Source organism: Rhizobium sp. 21-4511-3d, assembly GCF_053522545.1.
On sequence record NZ_JBNWCF010000013.1, the window covers coordinates 170,689 to 190,299 of the forward strand.

General features: G+C 61.6%; 16 protein-coding genes and 1 pseudogene. 8 read left to right on the forward strand and 9 right to left on the reverse strand.

Annotated features, from left to right (window positions below; all coding sequences use genetic code 11):
- From ACQZ5H_RS25565 to ACQZ5H_RS25590, 6 genes and pseudogenes are all read right to left on the reverse strand, one after another.
- The gene (locus tag ACQZ5H_RS25565; protein WP_449099311.1) at positions 1–882 is read right to left on the reverse strand and encodes a phosphotransferase; all 882 of its coding nucleotides are present in this window, start codon (positions 880–882) and stop codon (positions 1–3) included.
- Positions 883–948: 66 nt separating this feature from the next.
- Positions 949–2,024, reverse strand: a pseudogene (locus ACQZ5H_RS25570) (ABC transporter ATP-binding protein).
- 23 nt (positions 2,025–2,047) lie between these two features.
- On the reverse strand, positions 2,048–3,121 hold the full coding sequence (locus ACQZ5H_RS25575; protein ID WP_449099312.1) for a Gfo/Idh/MocA family protein: 1,074 nt from the start codon (positions 3,119–3,121) through the stop codon (positions 2,048–2,050).
- Between the two features lie 20 nt (positions 3,122–3,141).
- Positions 3,142–4,029 (reverse strand): carbohydrate ABC transporter permease, encoded by an 888-nt coding sequence (locus ACQZ5H_RS25580; RefSeq protein WP_112714290.1) that lies wholly within the window; start codon positions 4,027–4,029, stop codon positions 3,142–3,144.
- Positions 4,022–4,984 carry a carbohydrate ABC transporter permease gene (locus tag ACQZ5H_RS25585; protein WP_203429867.1) on the reverse strand — a complete coding sequence of 321 codons (963 nt, stop codon included), beginning with the start codon at positions 4,982–4,984 and terminating at the stop codon, positions 4,022–4,024. Before ACQZ5H_RS25585 ends, ACQZ5H_RS25580 begins: the two co-directional genes overlap by 8 nt.
- 5 nt (positions 4,985–4,989) lie before the next feature.
- Complete coding sequence (locus tag ACQZ5H_RS25590) at positions 4,990–6,276, reverse strand: ABC transporter substrate-binding protein (protein ID WP_413710625.1); 1,287 nt, start codon at positions 6,274–6,276, stop codon at positions 4,990–4,992.
- 207 nt (positions 6,277–6,483) lie between these two features.
- Here ACQZ5H_RS25590 and ACQZ5H_RS25595 point away from each other — a divergent pair, with 207 nt between their 5' ends.
- The 5 genes from ACQZ5H_RS25595 to ACQZ5H_RS25615 all read left to right on the forward strand — a co-directional run bounded on the left by ACQZ5H_RS25595 (position 6,484) and on the right by ACQZ5H_RS25615 (position 11,782).
- Entirely contained in the window at positions 6,484–7,161 is a 678-nt protein-coding gene (locus ACQZ5H_RS25595; RefSeq protein ID WP_449099313.1) for a TetR/AcrR family transcriptional regulator, read from the forward strand.
- A 131-nt stretch (positions 7,162–7,292) separates the two neighbouring features.
- Positions 7,293–8,441: a Gfo/Idh/MocA family protein gene (locus ACQZ5H_RS25600; RefSeq protein WP_112714298.1), complete on the forward strand. Its 1,149-nt coding sequence runs from the start codon at positions 7,293–7,295 to the stop codon at positions 8,439–8,441.
- A gap of 2 nt (positions 8,442–8,443) precedes the next feature.
- Entirely contained in the window at positions 8,444–9,610 is a 1,167-nt protein-coding gene (locus ACQZ5H_RS25605) for a dihydrodipicolinate synthase family protein (protein ID WP_449099314.1), read from the forward strand.
- 24 nt (positions 9,611–9,634) lie between these two features.
- Complete coding sequence (locus ACQZ5H_RS25610; protein WP_449099315.1) at positions 9,635–10,465, forward strand: sugar phosphate isomerase/epimerase family protein; 831 nt, start codon at positions 9,635–9,637, stop codon at positions 10,463–10,465.
- A 42-nt stretch (positions 10,466–10,507) separates the two neighbouring features.
- The gene (locus tag ACQZ5H_RS25615) at positions 10,508–11,782 is read left to right on the forward strand and encodes a Gfo/Idh/MocA family protein (protein WP_449099316.1); all 1,275 of its coding nucleotides are present in this window, start codon (positions 10,508–10,510) and stop codon (positions 11,780–11,782) included.
- A gap of 32 nt (positions 11,783–11,814) precedes the next feature.
- Here ACQZ5H_RS25615 and ACQZ5H_RS25620 read toward each other — a convergent pair whose 3' ends face one another.
- From ACQZ5H_RS25620 to ACQZ5H_RS25630, 3 genes are read right to left on the reverse strand one after another with little or no spacing between them, the layout of a single operon-like run.
- Positions 11,815–12,828 (reverse strand): hydroxyacid dehydrogenase, encoded by a 1,014-nt coding sequence (locus tag ACQZ5H_RS25620; protein WP_449099317.1) that lies wholly within the window; start codon positions 12,826–12,828, stop codon positions 11,815–11,817.
- Positions 12,825–14,678, reverse strand: coding sequence for a DUF2264 domain-containing protein (locus ACQZ5H_RS25625; RefSeq protein ID WP_449099318.1), 1,854 nt, complete (start codon positions 14,676–14,678; stop codon positions 12,825–12,827). The genes ACQZ5H_RS25620 and ACQZ5H_RS25625 overlap by 4 nt, the downstream gene beginning before the upstream one ends.
- A gap of 9 nt (positions 14,679–14,687) precedes the next feature.
- Entirely contained in the window at positions 14,688–15,713 is a 1,026-nt protein-coding gene (locus tag ACQZ5H_RS25630) for a LacI family DNA-binding transcriptional regulator (RefSeq protein WP_449099319.1), read from the reverse strand.
- Between the two features lie 137 nt (positions 15,714–15,850).
- Here ACQZ5H_RS25630 and ACQZ5H_RS25635 point away from each other — a divergent pair, with 137 nt between their 5' ends.
- The 3 genes from ACQZ5H_RS25635 (at position 15,851) to ACQZ5H_RS25645 (ending at position 19,369) form a co-directional block, all read left to right on the forward strand.
- A complete protein-coding gene (locus tag ACQZ5H_RS25635) occupies positions 15,851–17,137 on the forward strand; it encodes an ABC transporter substrate-binding protein (protein ID WP_449099320.1) in 1,287 nt (428 codons plus the stop codon).
- A gap of 168 nt (positions 17,138–17,305) precedes the next feature.
- A complete protein-coding gene (locus ACQZ5H_RS25640) occupies positions 17,306–19,117 on the forward strand; it encodes a class I SAM-dependent methyltransferase (protein WP_449099321.1) in 1,812 nt (603 codons plus the stop codon).
- Positions 19,118–19,213: 96 nt separating this feature from the next.
- The gene (locus ACQZ5H_RS25645; protein ID WP_449099322.1) at positions 19,214–19,369 is read left to right on the forward strand and encodes a hypothetical protein; all 156 of its coding nucleotides are present in this window, start codon (positions 19,214–19,216) and stop codon (positions 19,367–19,369) included.
- Positions 19,370–19,611: the final 242 nt, after the last annotated feature.

Genomic DNA, 19,611 nt, shown 5'->3' on the forward strand with positions numbered 1-19,611 from the left:
CTACTGATCCTGTTCAAATGCCTTATAGGCGCGCTCGAAACGCGCAAGATTTTCGGCGGTATAGGCGGCGTAGTCGAAATCGATGGTCGAATGGGTCTCGGAGACCATGCTCCAGAGCGTTTCGCGCAGCAGCGAGGCGCATTTCATGGCGCGATAGCGACGCCACAGATCAAGCGTCAGCGGTGTCTCGAAATAGCTTTCGAGCATCATGCGTTCGGTGGCTTCCGGGAGTTCGTTGTTGGAAGCAAGGCCGCCGAGATCGAAGAGCGGTGTGTTGAAGCCGGCATAGTCCCAGTCGATCAGCCAAAGCCGCTTGCCGTCATCAAGAAAATTGGCGGCCAGGAGATCGTTGTGACCGAAGCCGATCTCGAACGGACCAGCAGCGGCCTCAAGGCTGTCCGTCCTTTCGAGAAAGCCTGGCAGCAACGGTGCATAGTTGCTGCCCGCGGCCGCAATATTAGCCGCATAATCGCGGATAACGTGAAATACCCAGAAGATCATCGCCTGGCCGCGGAAGTGGCGGGCGATGTCGCGATGGCAGGCGCGGATCAGCGGCAGCGTCCGCTGCAGGGTTTGCTCATCCTGTAGATCTGCAGCGGTCAGCGCGCGGGCTTCGATGAAATCGAGGACGAGAATACCGGGCGCATGATGGATGACGGCTGGCGACAGGCCTGCGGCATGGGCGGCGATACTGGCTGCGAGCTCGTTCGGCCGGCTGATGTGATGGATCGGAATATCGTCGCCAAGCCTGACGACCCGGCGCGTGCTGCGATCACGGACGAGATAGTTGCGATTGGTGATGCCGCCGGTGATAGGTTCGATCTCGACCGGCCCGTGCCAGATGCCGAGTGCATGAATCCTATCTTCAGGCGTCACGCTCATCCCCCTCGCGGCCCATTTTCAAAATGATGGGCCAGAGGAGGATTGGCTGTCAAGCTGAGCAGCCGCTCAGATGGTCGCGCCCGAGGCATCGAAGACGTGACAGCGGGCAGGATCAAAGGACGTCTTGACGTTGGTGCCGCGTTCGACCTTCTGCTGGCCATCGAGCGCAATCGTCAGCTGCTGACCATCGGGCGTCGTGCTGTAGAGCATGGTCGCACCGCCGAGATTCTCGACGAGATCGACATTGACGGTCGCGAGCTCGACACCGCTTGCGGCGACGGTCAGGTGTTCCGGACGGATGCCGAAGGTGACGTCCGATCCTGCGGCGCCCTTCAGGCGGCGCGGCAGGCGGATCGAGGTGCCGCAAACGTTGATGACGGTATCGCCATCATTCACCTGCTCGATCTTCGCCTTCAGGAAGTTCATCTTCGGGCTGCCGATGAAGCCGGCGACAAAACGTTGGCCGGGTTGTTGTAGAGATCGAGTGGCGCACCGACCTGCTCGATGCGGCCGGAATTCAGCACCACGATCTTGTCGGCCATGGTCATGGCTTCCACCTGGTCGTGGGTGACGTAGATCATCGTGTTGCCGAGGTTGCCGTGCAGCCGCGAAATCTCGACGCGCATCTGCACGCGCAGTTCGGCATCGAGGTTCGACAGCGGCTCGTCGAAGAGGAAGATGCGCGGCTCGCGAACGATAGCACGGCCAATTGCGACGCGCTGGCGCTGGCCGCCGGACAATGCCTTCGGCTTGCGCTCGAGCAGCTTCTCGATCTGCAGGATCTCGGCGGCGCGGCGCACCTTCGGCTCGATCTCCGCCTTCTTGTAGCCGGCTGTCTCCAGCCCGAAAGCCAGATTCTTGTAGACCGACATATGCGGATAGAGCGCGTAGGACTGGAAGACCATGGCGATACCGCGCTTGGCCGGCGCCACCTCGTTCATCCGCTCGCTGTCGAGCAGCAGCGTGCCACCCGAGATTTCCTCGAGACCGGCGATCATCCGCAGCAGCGTGGACTTGCCGCAACCCGACGGGCCGACGAACACGACGAATTCGCCGGGATCGATCGTCAGGTCGATGCCGTGAATGACATCAAGCGACCCGTAGCGCTTCTCGACCTTCTGAAGAACGACACTCGTTGCCATCTCCCAAATCCTCTCTGATCCCGTTATCGCGTTTTTGCACGCCAGTCGGCGTATTTGGGGCTCTCCGGCCCGATCGGCAGCGCGACGTCAGCCCCGCTGTCCGAGGATTGATAGATCGCCGTCACCAGCTCCAGCGCCCGGCGCGCGTCTGCAGAAGTGACCGGCAGCGGCCCGTTACCACTGAGATAATCATGGAAGCGGACCATCTGCGTATTGAAGCGCGGGGCGACTGGCTGCCAGTCCGCGAGGGCGGCATCGATCCTTGCCTGCACCTCGTCGTTTGCAGCCAGGATCTGCCAGGGTCCCTTGCCGGGCGAATAGGCTTCGTGGTTGCTCTCGAAGGTGACGTTTTCGAAATGCAGGCGCAGACGGCTTATTTCCTGCTGCGAACCCAGCGTGCAGGAGAGCGAAACGAAGGCGCCGTTCTGCATCTCAAGGCTGACAGAGGCGCAATCCTCGACCTCGATATCGTTGACGCGCGTCGCAACGCGGCCGAAGACGCGGGCGGCGGGGCCGGCGAGATGGAAGAGCATGTCGTGGAGATGCAGGGCGTGCGTGACGAGTACACCGCCGAGCTCGGTCGCCCATTTGCCGCGCCAGGGAACGGCATAATATTCCGGCTTACGCAGCCAGAAGGTCTCGACCGAGCCCATGTAGAACTTGCCCGCGATCCCGGCATCGATGATGCGCTTGGCCTGCTCGATGCCATCGCCGTAGCGATACTGGAAGATCGGCATCAGCGTGCCCTTGGCGGCCTTCTCGGCGCGCATGATCTCGTCGACTCCAGCAAGCGATCCTGTCAGCGGCTTTTCGCAGACGACGTGCTTTCCGGCGGCGAGTGCGGCGATCACCTGCTCCTTGTGAATGCCCGGCGGCGTGCAGATATCGATGATGTCGATACCATCATCCGCCAGAAGCTCGTCGAAGGACGTGGTGCGGCGCTCAATGCCGAACTCGTCGCCGACGGTCTTCAGCCGTTCTTCGTTCAGGTCGCAGATCGCTGCGACCTTGAAGCGATCGGGATGCGGCAGATAGCCTTCGACGATGTGCGAACGCCCGATACCGCAGCCGACAATGGCAACAGTCTTGATGGTCATGTCATTCTTTCCCATTGGCATCAGCGCTTCATGCCGGTCGTCGCAATGCCTTCGATCAGCAGGCGCTGGAAGAACAGGAAAAAGAAGAACACGGGCACGAGCGTCAGTGTCGACATGGCGAACAATCCGCCCCAGTCCGATGCGCTGGTCGAGTCGACGAAAGTACGAAGACCGAGCTGGATCGTGTAGGTGTTCATGTCGTTCAGGTAGATCAGCGGACCGAAGAAATCGTCCCAGGTCCAGATGAAGGAGAAGATCGCGGCCGTCGCCAGAACCGGCAGCGACAGCGGCAGCATGATCTTCCAGTAGATGCGCCAGGCGCTGCAGCCGTCCATCATCGCCGCCTCATCCAGCTCGCGCGGGATGCCGCGGAAGAACTGCACCATGAGGAAGATGAAGAAGGCGTCGCTTGCCAGGAATTTCGGCACGACCAGCGGCAGGATGGTGTTGACCCAGCCGAGGTTGAGGAAGAGCACATATTGCGGGATCAGCGTCACGTGATACGGGATCATCAGCGTGCCGAGCATGATCGCGAACCAGAAGTTCCGGCCGGCAAAGCGCAGGCGGGCAAAGGCAAAGGCCGCCAGCGAGCAGGCGATGACATTGCCGGTGACCGTCAGCAGCGAGATGACGAGCGAGTTCCAGAAGAAGCGGCCGAAGGTGATATCGAGGCCGGTCCAGCCGCGGACGTAGGAGCTGAAATCGATCGACGACGGAATGATCGAGGTCGATGAGAAGATTTCGTTTTCCGGGCGCACGGAGGCCGAAACCATCCAGAGCAGCGGATAGAGCATCAGCAGCGATGCGCCGATCAGCAGGATATGGACGACGATCGAGCCCGGCAGGCTGCGCTTGTTGACGTCGGATGGCGGCCTGGCCGCGGTCACTGTAGCGGTCATCTCAGTCATCGTAGTGAACCCAATAGCGCGAGGACAGGAACGAGAAGGCGGTGAAGATCGCGATGATGACCACCAGGATCCAGGCGAGCGCCGAGGCATAACCCATGCGGAAATTGCCGAAGGCTTCCTGGTAGAGATAGAGCGTGTAGAACAGCGTCGAGTTGATCGGACCGCCGGTGCCGCCGGAAATGATGAAGGCCGGCGTGAAGGCCTTGAAGGCTTCGATCGTCTGCACCACCGCATTGAAGAAGATCACCGGCGTCAGAAGCGGCAGGGTAATCTTGTAGAACTGGCGGAACTTCGAGGCGCCGTCGAGGCTTGCGGCCTCATACATATCCTGCGGGATCTGGCGAAGACCGGCGAGGAAGATGATCATCGGTGAACCGAACTGCCAGACCGACAGCGCTACCAGCGTATAGATCGAATAGCTCGGATGCGAGATCCAGCTCGGCCCCTGGATGCCGATCTGTGCCAGCGCCGCATTGACGAGGCCGTCACCGGCAAAGAGCTGGCGCCAGAGAACCGCGATCGCCACGCTGCCACCGAGAAGCGACGGCAGGTAGAAGATGGCGCGGTAGACCGGCAGGCCACGAATCCCGCGGTTCAGCGCCATCGCGACCATGAGCGCGAAGGTGAGCTTGAACGGTACCGAGAGCACCACATAGGTGAGCGTCACCGACATCGCGGCTGCGAATTTCGGATCGGCAGTTGCGATGCGCACATAGTTGGCCGTGCCTACCCAGCCCGGCGCCCTCAACATGTCGAAGTCGGTAAAGGACAGGTAGAGCGAGATCAGGGCAGGTCCGAGCGTCAGCCCGAAGAAGCCCAGAAGCCAGGGCAGAAGGAAGAGATAACCCGGAGCATTGGCATTCCACAGCCGCCTGAAACGGCTGTCTGCCACTGCTCCCTGGTAACGTTCCACCGTCACGGCTCCGTCGGCCGTCGTGCGCATCGCATTGTTCATATGGCTCAACCCCGCGCGAGAACGCGCGTAATTTCATCCACAAGCTGCTTGCCGGCATCGGCAGGGGTTACCTGACCGAAGGCGACCTGCTCGGCGAGCTGACGCAGAACCGTCTGTCCCTCGCCTGCGCCTGTCGGCGGCGGCGGCGGCAGCGGGCCGGCGAGATCACCGAGATTTGCCACGTAGTTCAGCGGGATCTTGCCGACATCATCGAGCGTGCCGGCGACGACATCACGCATCGACTTCGATTCCGGAATGCCGCGCTCGACATCGAGCACCTTGGCGGCATCGGGATTCATGACGAAGAAGTTGACGTAATCGACGGCCTGATCCAGCACCTTCGACTGCGCTGACACCGAGAAGAACATCGACGGCTTGCGGTAGTGGCCGCCCTTCGAGTCCGCCTTGATGCGCGGGTAGTTGCTGAGCGTCAGCTTGTCCTTGACGACGGCCTGGAAGCCGACGAACTGGTTGCTGTGCGCGTAGTCGATAGCGGCCTTGCCCATCGTGAGCGGGGCCGTATCGATCGTGTCCTTGTAGAGCGCCTGAACGTCAGGCGGCACACAGGCACCGGCTTCGCGGAACTTCGCCCACATGTCGAACCATTCGGAAGCGTCATCGACACCGAAGGCGATCTTCGAATCCGCCGTGTACAGCGCCTTGCCGCGCTGGCGTACGTAGTTTTCGAAGAGCGGCTCGGCGCCACTGCCGTCGGCAAAGCCGAAGAAGCCCTTGCGCTTGCCAGACTTGGTGATCTCGGCGCCCATCTTGCCGAGTTCTTCCCAGGTCGTCTTGTTGTTCGGCGGCTCGATGCCGGCTTCCTGCAGGGCAACGGTATTGACGACCGTGGCCGCAGAATTGGCGCCGAGACTGATGCCGTAGAGATGACCGTCGACCTTGCCGCCTTCGATCTGCGCCGGATCGAAATCACCGAGCTGCAGCTTCGAGGGCATGTAGGATTCGAGGGGCGCAAGAGCGCCGCGCCGGGCATATTCGACGATGTAACGATAATCCATCTGGATCACGTCGGGGGCGTTCTTGCCGGCGACCTGGGTCGCAAGCTTCTGCCAGTAATCGCCCCAGCCCAGGAATTCGCCGGTGATCGAAACACCGGAATTCTTGGCCTTGTAGAGATCCGACACCTTGTTGGTGCGGTCTGCGCGGGGCTGCGAGCCCCACCAGATAAGGCGCAGGCGGGCATCCTGCGCAAATGCAGGCATACCCATACCCGAAAGCGCGAGAAGCGAGGCCCCTCCCGCCATGAAACCACGTCTATTAATGCTGAATGTCATCTGTTTTTCCTCCTCCCTTGGGGAGCGCCTCCACACGCTCCTTGCTGGTTTCTCTTGCAACAAATAACTAATTGGTTACAAGCTATGGACAAGCATCGAGCCTGTCAAGCGGTCATAATTCAGCGAGGTTTCCTCCTCGAATTTCGCTTGTACAACCTCGCACCGAAGCCTTATGAGCGCAACATTAGCGTCTGGGGAGATAAGCCGATGAACGATACCGGCCAGACTGGTGAAAAGAAAAAGTCGAAGCGCGCTGCCGGCGAACGCGTGCTGCAACGCGACCCGGAAAGAACCAAGGCTGCGATCCTAGAGGCGGCAACGCAGGAGTTTGCCGAAAACGGCATGGGCGGCGCCCGCGTGGACGCCATCGCCGAGCGCGCCAGCACCAACAAGCGCATGCTCTACCACTATTTCGGCGACAAGGAGCAGCTCTATCTGCGCGTCCTCGAAGAGGCCTATGTCGGCATCCGCACCGCCGAACGCGAACTGCATATCGGCGACCGCAATCCGGAAGAGGGCATTACCGAGCTCGCGCTCTTCACCTGGCGATATTTTCTCAAGCACCCGGAATTCCTGAGCCTGCTCGGAACCGAAAACCTGCACCGCGCCCGCTGGCTGCGGCAATCGGTGCGGCTGAAGGAACTGCATTCGCATCTGATCGGCGAACTCGCCCAGGTGCTTGAGCGCGGCAAGAAGGAAGGCGTCTTCATCGAAAGCGCCGATCCGCTGCATGTCTATCTGACCATCGCATCGCTCGGATATTTCTATCTTTCCAACCAGTACACGCTCTCGACAATCTTCGGCCGCCCGCTGATCCAGCCCGAAAATCTCGACACCTGGGAGCGCCATATCGTCCATGTGACGCTCGCCTCAATCAAGCGCTGAAAAGTCGAATCCGGATTTGCCTATTGACAGGTCCGGTTTTCATCTGCCATCAAGTAACCGTTTAGTTACCGGCTTGGGAGGGCCGGGCCAAGCCCGCTCCCCGCTGGAAACCGATTGGCAGGGAGGAAAAAATGGCGCGTCTCGGGATCATTTTGCACGGCGTTACCGGCCGCATGGGATACAATCAGCACCTGGTGCGATCGATCCTGGCGATCCGCGATCAGGGCGGTCTTCTGCTGAAATCTGGCGAAAGACTGGAGATCGATCCCATCATCGTCGGCCGCAACCGCGACAAGATGGAAGAGCTTGCCCGTAAGCATAACATCAAGCGCTGGTCGACAGATCTCGACGCAGCGCTTGCCAATCCCGACGATCACATTTTCTTCGATGCCGGCACGACGCTGATGCGCGCCGAGTTGCTCTCGCGAGCGCTCGATGCCGGCAAGCATGTCTATTGCGAAAAGCCGATCTCCGATGATCTGCAGGTGGCGATCGAGCTGGCGCGCAAGGCCCGCAAGTCTGGCCTCAAGCACGGGGTGGTGCAGGACAAGCTGTTCCTGCCCGGCCTGCGCAAGCTGGCGCTGCTGCGCGATTCGGGCTTCTTCGGCAAGATCCTGTCAGTCCGTGGCGAGTTCGGCTACTGGGTCTTCGAGGGCGATTGGGGTGTCCCCGCGCAGCGTCCGTCCTGGAACTACCGCAAGGGCGACGGGGGCGGCATCATCCTCGATATGCTCTGCCATTGGCGCTATGTGCTCGACAACCTGTTCGGCGAGGTCAAGGCCGTCTCCTGCCTCGGCGCCACTCATATCGGCAGCCGCGTCGACGAGCAGGGCAAGACCTATAATTGCGATACCGACGATGCCGCCTATGCGACCTTCGAGCTCGATGGCGGCGTGATTGCGCAGATCAATTCCTCTTGGGCCGTGCGCGTGCGCCGCGACGATCTCGTGACCTTCCAGGTCGACGGCACCCATGGATCGGCCGTTGCCGGTCTGACGAAATGCTGGACGCAGCATCGCGTCAACACGCCGAAGCCGGTGTGGAACCCCGACCAGCCGCAGACGATCGATTTCTACAAGACCTGGGACGAAGTGCCGGATACGCAGCTCTTCGACAACGGCTTCAAGGCGCAGTGGGAAATGTTTCTGCGCCACGTCGCCGAGGATGCACCGTGGCCCTACGGCATGGAAGCCGGCGCCAAGGGTGTGCAGCTTGCCGAACTCGGCCTGAAATCCTGGGCCGAACGCCGCTGGCTCGACGTTCCCGCACTGGAGTTCTGATCATGGCAGGTACGATCAACCTTCCGCTCGATGGCAAGATCGCCGCCTACCAGCTGACCGGCACGCCGATCGAAGTGAAGAAGCGCAAGGCCAAGGATTTTCCGCGCGTGGTCTATGCGGCGGCACATGTGGTTGCCGATCCGCTGGCCGACAACGATCCCTGGCTGACACCGGCGATCGACTGGGAGCGGACGCTCGCCTTCCGCCACCGCCTCTGGGATCTCGGGCTCGGCGTTGCCGAGGCGATGGATACCGCGCAGCGCGGCATGGGTCTCGGCTGGCCCGAGGCGCGTGACCTGATCCGCCGTGCGCTGCGCGAGGCGCGCGGGCGCGACGATGCGCTGATTGCCTGCGGCGCCGGTACGGATCACCTGACGCCCGGACCCGATGTGACGATCGATACGATCATCAAGGCATACGAAGAGCAGATCGAAACCGTCGAAGCCGAAGGCGGCCGGATCATCCTGATGGCGAGCCGGGCGCTGGCGGCGGCGGCCAAGGGGCCGGATGACTATATCCGCGTCTACGACCGGATCCTTCGCCAGGTAAAGGAACCGGTGATCATCCACTGGCTCGGCGAGATGTTCGATCCGGCGCTCGAGGGCTACTGGGGCAACGGCGACCACATCAAGGCGATGTCGACCTGCCTGGAGGTCATCGAGGCCAATGCCGCCAAGGTCGACGGTATCAAGATCTCGCTTCTTTCCAAGGAGAAGGAAGTGGCGATGCGCCGGCAGCTGCCGAAATCCGTGCGCATGTATACCGGCGACGATTTCAATTATGCCGAACTCATCGCCGGCGACGAACAGGGCCATTCCGACGCGCTTCTTGGCATTTTCGATGCGATCGCGCCGGCGGCCTCGGCCGCCATGGAGGCGCTCGGGCGGCAGAGCAACAACGAGTTCTTCGAGCTGCTCGATCCGACCGTTCCGCTTTCGCGGCATATCTTCAAGGCGCCGACCCGCTTCTACAAGACCGGCGTCGTCTTCCTCGCCTATCTCAACGGTCTGCAGGATCATTTCGCGATGGTCGGCGGGCAGCAGAGCACGCGGTCGCTGACGCATCTGGCCGAACTCTTCCGGCTCGCCGACAAGGCGCGCGTGCTTGCCGACCCGGATCTGGCCATCAGCCGCATGAAGCAGGTGCTCGCCGTTAACGGCGTGCAGTGACCGGTCAGACAGGGAGGACAGGACATGCAGGTGGAAGGTCTTTCGATCAATCTCGCAACGATCCGCGAGCAATGCGGCTTTGCCGAAGCAGTCGATATCTGCCTGAAGCATGGCATCACCAGGATTGCGCCCTGGCGCGATCAGGTCGCCAAGGCCGGTCTCGACGAAGCCGTGCGCATCGTCAAATCGAACGGCCTGAAGCTGACCGGTCTCTGCCGTGGCGGCTTTTTTCCGGCGGCCAATGACGGCGACTGGCAGAAGAACCTCGACGACAACAGGCGGGCGATCGACGAAGCCGCAGCGCTCGGTGCGGATTGCCTGGTGCTCGTCGTTGGTGGATTGGCCGGTGGATCGCGCGATATCGGCGCTGCCCGGCAGATGGTGTCCGATGGCGTTGCCGCTGTCCTGCCCCATGCCAAGGCATCCGGCGTGCCGCTGGCGATCGAGCCGCTTCATCCGATGTATGCCGCCGACCGCTCCTGCGTGAACACGCTGCGCCAGGCGCTCGACATGTGCGAGCAGCTCGGCACCGATGTCGGCGTCGCCATCGACGTCTATCACGTCTGGTGGGATCCGGAGCTTGCCGAGCAGATCGCCCGCGCCGGCCGCATGAAACGCATCTTCGCCCACCACATCTGCGACTGGCTGGTTCCGACCAAGGACATGCTGACTGACCGCGGGATGATGGGCGATGGCGTGATCGATCTCAAGAGCATCCGGCGCATGATCGAGGAGGCAGGCTTCTTCGGCGCACAGGAGGTGGAAATCTTTTCGGCAGACAATTGGTGGAAGCGTCCGGCGGAAGAGGTCATCGCGACCTGCGTCGACCGGTATCATAGCTGCTGCCTGGTTTAATTGGATATATTCGTTTCAGCACGTATGAAGGAGGATCATTCGATGGAGAAGCGCCGCTTTGCACTGATCGGGACCGGTAATCGCGGGACCACCATGTGGGGGAAGGACCTGCTTGCCGGCTGGCGGGAGCATGTCGATCTCGTCGCCATCGTCGAGAAGAATGCGCTGCGCGGAGAACGCGCCCGCACGATGATCGGCAGCAACGCCCCGATCTATGACGACATCGACGCGATGCTGAAGGAGGTCAAGCCCGACCTCGTCATCGTCTGCACCCCTGATCACACCCACGACGCAATCGTCGTTCGGGCGCTCGAGGCAGGCATCGACGTCATCACCGAAAAGCCGATGACGACGGCGGTCGACAAGATCCGCCGGATCATGGACGCCGAGAAGCGGACGGGCCAGCGCGTCGACGTGTCCTTCAACTACCGCTACGCGCCGACGGCGGCGCGCATCAAGGAACTGTTGAATTCCGGCGAGATAGGCCGCGTCACATCGGTCGATTTCCATTGGTACCTGAACACCAAGCACGGCGCCGACTATTTCCGCCGCTGGCATGCCTATACCGAGAATTCCGGCAGCCTTTTCGTTCACAAGGCGACCCACCATTTCGACCTGCTGAACTGGTATCTCGACAGCGATCCGGAAGCCGTGACGTCTTTCGCCGACCTGCAGAACTACGGCCGCAAAGGCCCGTTCCGCGGCCCGCGCTGCAAGCTCTGTCCCCACACCGCCGAGTGCGACTATTATCTCGACCTCGGCGCCGACCCCTTCCTCGACACGCTTTACGAGGATCCCTCGAAGGTCGATGGCTATTTCCGCGACGGCTGCGTCTTCCGCGAGGATATCGACATTCCCGATACGATGGTCGTCAGCATCCGTTACCGCAACAACGTCCACGTTTCCTATTCGCTGAACACTTTCCAGCCGATCGAGGGCCATCACCTGGCATTCAACGGCACCAAGGGTCGCATCGAGATCCGTCAGTACGAGGCGCAACCGTGGGAGATGAAGCGGGAAGACGAGATCCTGCTGATCCGAAATTTCCCCAACGGCAAGGAAGCCGTCGAGCGGATCACCGTTCCGCATTCCTCTGGCGGCCACTATGGCGGCGACGACCGGATGCGCAACATGATCTTCAAGCCCGATATGGATGACGCCCTGCATCAGCGCGCCGGAACGCGGGCGGGCGCCATGTCGGTTCTGTGCGGGATTGCAGCACTGCAGAGTTCACGCACCGGCAAGGTGGTCTCGATCGCCGAGCTGATGCCGGAGCTTGCCAATGACGGCTCGCCGAACAGCATAAAAGCCGGCTAATAAAATCAGGCCTGGGGCGTCGCTTTGCCGCCTCAGGCGACCCGGTCGAGATCGGCGAGCGTTAGCGCATAGCGCAGCGGCTCGCCTTTCAGAAAGCGCTCCACCTCGTCCACGGCCATTTCGCCCAACCTCGTCCGCTCCAATCCGACCGCCCCTGCAATGTGAGGCGTCAGGAAAACGTTCGGCAGGTCGTAGAAGGGCGATGCCTTCTCCGGAACTTCCGGATCGGTCACGTCGATGACCGCATCGATGCGGCCGGTGGCGAGGGTCGCGAGCAGCGCGGCCTCATCGATAATCGCGCCACGCGCCGTATTGATCAGCGCCGCGCCGTCCTTCATCAGCGCCAATTTCCCGGCATCGATCATGTGACGCGTCGAGGGCAGCGATGGTGCGTGCAGCGAAACAATATCGGAGATGCGCATCAGCGTATCCAAATCGCATTTCTCTGTACCAAGGACCGCGCATTCGGCGGCGCTCAGCGTCGGGTCGAAGAGGACGATCTTGAACTCGAACGGCTTCAACAGTTCGATCACCCGGCGGCCGATCCGCGAAGCGCCGATGATGCCGACGGTGCGGCCGTAGTTGCCGATCGCCAGCCGCTGCATCGGATAGGTGCGGTCACGGTCGCGGTCGGCGGTATAGAAATCCCGGAAGCGGAAGACCTGCTTGCCGGCGAAGAGAATGGCCGCAAGCGTAAACTCAGCCACCGGCACGGCATTGGCTTCCGCCGCATGCGTGACCTTGACGCCGGCATTGAAGATCTCCTCGCCAACGATGCCCTTTACCGTGCCCGCCGCATGCGCCACGAGCTTCAGGCCCTTGGCGAGCGAAAGGACGTTTTCTCCGGCAAAGGGGGCGCCCCAGCCGGTGATCAATATCTCGGTGTCTGTCAGCACCCGCCTGGCGCGCTCGTCATCGAAATTCTCGAGCGGTTGCCGGTCGATAAGCGTGCCGAGACCCGCCAGCCGGTCGAGAAGCTGATCCGGCAACACGTGTTCGGTCCGCTGGCCGGGCTGCATGGCAAGCGCAATGCCGGGACCTGTCATGGCATCTGCCCCGGCGCTTCGATGGCGCTGACGGTGACGCCTTCCTTGGAAACCAGCGCCTCAAGCGCCGCAAGATCGGGTTTTGCGGGAGGCTTCAGCCAGGCCGTCTTTGCCGCCTGCTGGTCTCCGGTGGCAATCACGGCCGTCACAAGCACGGTTTCACCGGCCTTGATCGCACCGCGGAGCTGGGGCACGAGGGTCTTGGCAACGATCATATTGGTATTCGGCAGCGCCTTCTGCACGAGGCCCTGTCGCTCGATGCTGGAGCCGAGATCGGCGATACCGGAGAAATCCGCTTCACCGATCGCATGCGCCGCGCCAGCCCCGGCCTCCAGCCTGTCGAGATCGAAATCCCGCTTGGTGATGGCAAACCCACCCTCGGCGATCTGGAGGGCGCGATCCGATCTGATGCGGTGAACGCGCAGGTGCCAAGGTGCGGCAGGCACCAGCCAGGTTTCCACGCTGACATCGCTGAAGGGCGACCACTTCGCATAGAGCACGTCGCCGGCGATCTTCGCTTCCCTGTTGGTTTCCCTGACACGGTAGTGCAGGCCGTCATCGCTGAAGGCCAGCGCGGAATCGAAAGCGGCGCCGGCAAAGCTGCGCTCGTCTGCCTCGACGCTGAAGCCGTAGCGGGCCGAATATGCGAATTTTGCGTATTTTTCGGTACCAAACCGCATCTGGAGATTTTCCTGCCCTGACGACAGGGCCACCGCATCTTCGCCGGTATGCATGATGACCATGCCGGGATGACGCTGCGGCGTCACGGCAGCAGCCGCGGGCACTTTCTCCTCGGCAGTCCAGAACGGGTGGTTTTCAGGGATCGCCAGCGGCAGGAACGCCTTGAAGGCCCAATAAGGCGAACCGGCGGAATTATAGCTCTCCGACATCAAGAGGTTCGGATAAGCAAAGCCGATCGACAGAATGCCGTCGCGATTGGTCATCGGCTTGTCGCGCCACCAGCGCAGATGCTGCAGGCAGAGATGCTTCACCTCGCCCCAGGGCAGCGCTTCGAGATCAGCAAAGGCAAGGGCCGACCAGAAGCCGGCGCAGGCAAAACGGTAGGTAAGGCTGCGGCCAAACGGGATCGTCGCGCCATCATCGGCAAACCAATGGCGAAAATCCCTGGCGAACAGCAGCGCCCGCTCGCGATAGCGCCTGGCATAGTCGTCATCCACCAGCTTCGAGTAGATCAAGCCGTAGAAGTGCATGGCGAAGGGAATGTAGTGATCGACGCGACGCACATTGCCATCGCGATACCAGCCGTCGCCGACATAGAAGCCTTCGAGCTCTTCGAGATATTGCCTGGTCAAGCTGCGATCGAAATCCGCGCCGACGCGATCAAGCGCGATATCGACGAAGATGCGGAAGAACTTCCAATTATTGTCGGCATAGTCGAACTGCCGGGCATGCTTGAGATAGGCAATCACATTGGCGCGCTGCTTCGCGTTCAGCGGCTCCCAGATCTTTTCGGGTGTGAGTGCAATTGCAAAGCCAAGCGCAGCGAGCTCGACCATGCGCTGGTCACGGCCATTGACGGTGCCCCAATATTCCGGGTGATCCGGATCGGTACCGTTGGCGATGCCTTCCGCAAAGCGGTGCCAGTGCTCGAATTCTCCCTTGCCGGCGCCGAGCGGCGAGAGGCCCCAGAGCGGCCGGGCAAAACCTTCGAGATCGGCTGCTGCCCGGTCGAAATGCGCACCGGCGCCATCAAGCCGGACACGCGCATTGCCTTCCGAAAAATAGGGCAGCAGCGGATCAAAGAGAGCATGAAGCGCGCGGCTCATATCGTCGCGCGTCTTCAGAGGATTGCCCGCAAGCGGATTGGCGCTGGCCGGATCATATGTCATCTGCATCACTCATCGATTTTTTGCATCTGGCACAGTCCCCCCGGAGACCGGGACGACCGCTTGGCATAGGTGGCGCGCAGGCGCAGTCCTGTCGCGGAAGCGGGCAATCATCAGCGCGATCGCTTCGCGCCCCAGCGCAGCCCGGTCGACACGCATCGTCGACAGGGGCGGATTGGTCATCATCGCGCAGGGAAGATCATCGAAGCCGACGATGGCGAAATCTTCCGGCACGCGAAGACCGGCCTCGGTGACGGCCTCGAGAACGCCGACGGCGATGAAATCATTCATGCAGAAGGCGGCGGTGTAGCTCTTGTCCTTGGCAAGCAGTACTGCGGTGCGCTCATGGGCTTCCCGGGTCGCGCTGCCGGAGAAATCCATTGGCACCAACAGGCTTTCCGCGCCGCGGGTCGCAATTGCCGTATCGAAGCCGCGAACGCGCTCGCGGATCGTGTGGCGATGCGAGCCGGTCAGATGCAGGATCTTCCGGTGCCCTGCGTCGAGCAGCCGCTCAGCCGCCTGGAAGGCACCGAAGAAATTCGAGGGCGATACTCCATCGAGCTTCAGCTGCGGATCCGTGCCGTTGACCAGCACGACAGGCACATTCTCCTCCTCGATCCATTGGCGCAGCACGTCCGAAGGGTCGATACCGACGAGGAACAAGCCCTCGGACTTCGTAGCTTCCATATGGCCCCTGATCGCATCGGGGGACGCGCGGTCTTCACGCAGCAGCCGGACTTCGAATGGCATGCCCGCTTCCATCGCCCCGGCGCGCAGGCCTTCTACGATCGATTCATAGAAGACGCTGAGACCGCCGGTAACGCTGTCGCTGGCGATCAACGCCAGACCGCCCGCCGGCGCTTCCATCAGTGACTTCGGCTGATAGCCGCGCTCGGCCGCCACCCGCAGAATATGTTCGCGCACGCTGCCGCTAATGCCCGGCTCATTGGCAAGCACACGCGACACCGTGGAGATGGAGACGCCCGCCAGCGCCGCAATATCGGCCTGGCGCGGCCGTTTGGATTTCGTTTCGCTCATAGGGCGACATTATGCAAATTATGCAAATTTGCAAGTTTTATATAATTTCTTGCAAACGAACATTTTTTGCGTAGGCTGTGCCGCCAGATGCCCGGACAAAGTTGGAGGACGGCGAGGGCAGCCAAAGGAGGAACATCATGCAGATCAACAGGCGTTCATTTCTGATGGGCACGGCCGGCGTGACGGCAGGCCTGGCTTTCGGTGCCGGCGGCGTACCGGCTTTTGCGGCGGATGCGCAGCTGCGCGCCATGTGGTGGGGCTCGAACGACCGTGCCAAGCGCACGCTCGATGTCGCCAAGCTCTACCAGGACAAGACCCCCGGCGTGACGATCGTCGGCGAATCCATGAGCGGCGACGGCTATTGGACCAAGCTTGCGACACAGATGGCCGGCCGCGCCATTGCCGACGTCTTCCAGCTCGAGCCCGGCACGATTTCCGACTATTCCAAGCGCGGCGCCTGCCTGGCGCTCGACGAATTCGTGCCCTCGACGCTGAAGGTCGATGCCTTCGGCAAGGACATGCTGAAGCTGACCACCGTCGACGGCAAGCTCTACGGCGTCGGCCTCGGCCTCAATTCCTTCGCACTGTTCTTCGACCAGGCTGCCTTCGAGAAAGCCGGCCTGCCGCTGCCGACGACGGATCTGACCTGGGACGAATATGCGAAGCTGGCCGTCGAGCTCACCAAGGCATCGGGCAAGGACAATTACTGGGGCGGCCCTTATGGCGCCCGCTATACCTATGTCTTCGACGCCTGGCTGCGCCAGCGCGGCAAGAGCCTCTATGCTGACGGCAAGCTCGGTTTCGGTGTCGACGATGCCAAGGAGTGGTACAGCTTCTGGGAAGATCTTCGCAAGAAGGGCGGCACAGTCGGCGCCGACGTCCAGACGCTCGACCAGAACACGATCGATACCAACGCGCTGGCGCTTGGCAAATCGGCGATGGGCATGGCCTATTCCAACCAGCTCGTCGGCTACCAGCTGATCTCCAAGAACAAGCTGGCGATCACCACGCTTCCGCGCGAAAAGAAGGGCGGCCCCTCCGGGCACTACTATCGCCCGGCACTGATCTGGAGCGTCGGCGCGACGACGAAGAACGGCGAGGCAGCCGCGAAATTCATCGACTTCTTCGTCAACAGCCCCGACGCCGGCAAAATCCTCGGCGTCGAGCGCGGCGTGCCGATGTCGCCTGCCGTGCGCGAGGCAATCCTGCCGGGCCTGAACCCGACGGAACAGGCGACGGTTCAATATGTCAACCTGCTCAAGGACCAGGTCGGCGATTACCCGGCGCCGGCGCCGCTCGGCTCGACCGAATTCGACCAGCGCCTGTTTCGTCCGATCGCCGACGAGCTGGCGTTCGAGCGGACGACGCCCGCGGAAGCGGCGCAGCGGCTTGTCGATGAGGGCAAGGCGACGATCCGGAGCTGAGTGGCAATCGAAAGAAACAGGGAAGCCCGCGAAAGCGGGCTTCTTTCGTTTTCAGCGACGTCTTGGGCAAGCCGCACACCGGTTCGTCCGTCAGCTTCGGTCCAGCCTCTTCTGCGATTGGTCTCTCAAACCTTCGTCAGAATCAGCCGCGGCTGTATTGGAGAATTCATGCAAGACCTCTTACAGGCATCGGGTTACCGCAAGAACGGCAAGGTCTGGAGCCACGAGACGACGCGCGACGCGTTCCGCTACAACGACGGCGACGCATCGGAAATGCGGATCCTCGATGTCATGCGCTTGTCTGCCGATACCTCGCTTTTCTCCAAGGAACTTGAGCGGGCGATCACCGACTGGCCTTCGAACTACCATCTCAATCCGACACGCACCAATCTGTTCCGGCCGATCAAGCACCTGATCCGCGGCCCCGTCCTGGAAATTGGCGCTGGCGCGGGTGCCATGACGCGCTTCCTCGGCGAAGAAGGCCACGAGGTACTTGCCCTCGAAGGTAGCCCACGCCGTGCCGCGACCATCGCCGAACGTTGCCGCGACCTTCCGAACGTCACGGTTCTCGCCGAGCCGCTGCAGAATTTCGAAATCGATCAGAAGTTCGCGACGGTGACGCTGATCGGCGTGCTGGAATATGCGCGCGTCTTCTTCGGTGCCGAAGATGGCCAGGATGCGATCGAGCGGATGCTTGCCAAGGCGCGTTCGCTGCTTGCACCGGGCGGCGTGCTGATCATCGCCATCGAAAACCAGATCGGCCTCAAATACCTCGCCGGCTTCCCCGAGGATCACCTGGCGCGGCCGATGGTCGGCGTCGAAGATCAGTATACGCAGAACGGTCCCGTTACCTTCGGCAAGCGCGAGCTGTCGCATCGTGTTACGGCCGCCGGCCTGCCGCATCAGAAATACTGGTTCCCCTTCCCGGATTACAAGCTGCCCCGGTTCGTGCTGAACGAGGAAGCCCTGACCGCCGACCTGCCGACCGATTTCTCGCCGCTGATCCGCGGCGCGACGGCGACCGACCCGCAGCGCCCCGGCATCCTTGCTTTCGAACAGGACCTCGCCTGGGATGTGATCGCGCGAAACGGCCTGCAGGGCGATCTCGCCAACTCCTTCCTGCTTGTATCCTCCGATCAGCCGCTGGCAGCCGACGATGTCATGGCCACGCACTTCACCGGCGGCCGTGACGCGCAGTATCAGAAGCTGGTGCGCTTCGTGCGCAAGGGCGAGCGGCTCGTGGTCGAGCGCGAAGCCATTCAGGCTGACAACAACGGCATGAATCTATCGCCGCTGAAGATCAATCTTGAAGACGAGGTCTTTGAAACCGGTCTGGTGTGGCGCGATATCGGCAAGCGTTGCCTGCTGCAGGACGGCTGGTCCGTCGAGCATCTTGCGAACTGGACCAGTGTCTGGAAGCAGGCGCTCGACCAGCATCTTGCCGGCATGGGCATCCCCGCGCCGATGCAGCTGCAGGACCGCGTCCCCGGCTCGCTGCTCGATGCGATCCCGCGCAATCTCATCGTCGGCGAAAAGCTGAGCTTCATCGATCTCGAATGGGTCTACGACCAGCCGATCGAGTTCGGCTACCTGATGTTCCGCGGCTTGTGGGATCTGATTTCCGACACGCGTGCCGCTGCAACGCCGGCCGCCGGCACTCCGAACAAGGTCGGCGATCTGATCTTCCAGATCATGGAATATCTCGGCTATCCCGTCGCCGCGCAGACGGTGATCGATTATCACGCTCAGGAAGTCCGCTTCCACAGCTCGGTGACAGGCCGCGCGCTCCAGACCAATTCAGCCGACCTCCTGCTGACCATCGGCCGCCGCCTCAACTTCGCCGATATCCGCGAACTGCAGGTCCAGATCCAACGGCTGAACGCACAGAACCAGGCGCTGACGCAGGAACTCGAGGGCGAGCGCCGCAAGGTCCGCGATATGCTCGATGCCGTGAACGGCTACAGCCTGCGGGCAGGTTGATCCGGCTTCGATTGATTTGATGAAGTCCAGAAGGGCGCGGCAGATGTCGCGCCCTTTTCTGTTCTGGCATTGGAAGAGCTGGGCCGGGCTGTGGCTATGGCGCGCACGACCTCCAAGGAGCAGCAATACACCTTGCTAGTCCTGCCCGGCATGCCGGTCAAAGTCTTCATCTCGACACAGGCGCGGACAGCGATGTCGTTTTTGACGAAGCCATTAACGGATCAGTTGAGCGGTGCGTTTCGGGAGGAGTGAGGGTGCGGTTTATCTAGCCCAGAAACGCAAAAACCCGCCGGATGGCGGGCTGTGATGTGTGTCGGGAAGTTTGGTTTCGGGGTGAGGCTTTGAACCTTCTGCGTTGAGGTTATGGTCCGTAGGACGATGATCTACGATCACCCGGGAAAGCGAAGCTTTTGCGCCATCGATAGGTCGATAGGATTCCGGGGAGATTTGGTTGCGGGGGCAGGATTTGAACCTGCGGCCTTCAGGTTATGAGC

Bases quoted from the DNA above. Each gene is read 5' to 3' on its own strand.
- ACQZ5H_RS25610 (WP_449099315.1), top strand. From the start codon at position 9,635: ATGCAGGTGGAAGGTCTTTCGATCAATCTCGCAACGATCCGCGAGCAA.
- ACQZ5H_RS25565 (WP_449099311.1), bottom strand. From the start codon at position 882: ATGAGCGTGACGCCTGAAGATAGGATTCATGCACTCGGCATCTGGCAC.
- ACQZ5H_RS25580 (WP_112714290.1), bottom strand. From the start codon at position 4,029: ATGACTGAGATGACCGCTACAGTGACCGCGGCCAGGCCGCCATCCGAC.
- ACQZ5H_RS25620 (WP_449099317.1), bottom strand. From the start codon at position 12,828: ATGACAGGTCCCGGCATTGCGCTTGCCATGCAGCCCGGCCAGCGGACC.
- ACQZ5H_RS25600 (WP_112714298.1), top strand. From the start codon at position 7,293: ATGGCGCGTCTCGGGATCATTTTGCACGGCGTTACCGGCCGCATGGGA.
- ACQZ5H_RS25585 (WP_203429867.1), bottom strand. From the start codon at position 4,984: ATGAACAATGCGATGCGCACGACGGCCGACGGAGCCGTGACGGTGGAA.
- ACQZ5H_RS25575 (WP_449099312.1), bottom strand. From the start codon at position 3,121: ATGACCATCAAGACTGTTGCCATTGTCGGCTGCGGTATCGGGCGTTCG.
- ACQZ5H_RS25605 (WP_449099314.1), top strand. From the start codon at position 8,444: ATGGCAGGTACGATCAACCTTCCGCTCGATGGCAAGATCGCCGCCTAC.
- ACQZ5H_RS25640 (WP_449099321.1), top strand. From the start codon at position 17,306: ATGCAAGACCTCTTACAGGCATCGGGTTACCGCAAGAACGGCAAGGTC.
- ACQZ5H_RS25590 (WP_413710625.1), bottom strand. From the start codon at position 6,276: ATGACATTCAGCATTAATAGACGTGGTTTCATGGCGGGAGGGGCCTCG.
- ACQZ5H_RS25615 (WP_449099316.1), top strand. From the start codon at position 10,508: ATGGAGAAGCGCCGCTTTGCACTGATCGGGACCGGTAATCGCGGGACC.
- ACQZ5H_RS25625 (WP_449099318.1), bottom strand. From the start codon at position 14,678: ATGACATATGATCCGGCCAGCGCCAATCCGCTTGCGGGCAATCCTCTG.
- ACQZ5H_RS25645 (WP_449099322.1), top strand. From the start codon at position 19,214: ATGGCGCGCACGACCTCCAAGGAGCAGCAATACACCTTGCTAGTCCTG.
- ACQZ5H_RS25630 (WP_449099319.1), bottom strand. From the start codon at position 15,713: ATGAGCGAAACGAAATCCAAACGGCCGCGCCAGGCCGATATTGCGGCG.
- ACQZ5H_RS25635 (WP_449099320.1), top strand. From the start codon at position 15,851: ATGCAGATCAACAGGCGTTCATTTCTGATGGGCACGGCCGGCGTGACG.
- ACQZ5H_RS25595 (WP_449099313.1), top strand. From the start codon at position 6,484: ATGAACGATACCGGCCAGACTGGTGAAAAGAAAAAGTCGAAGCGCGCT.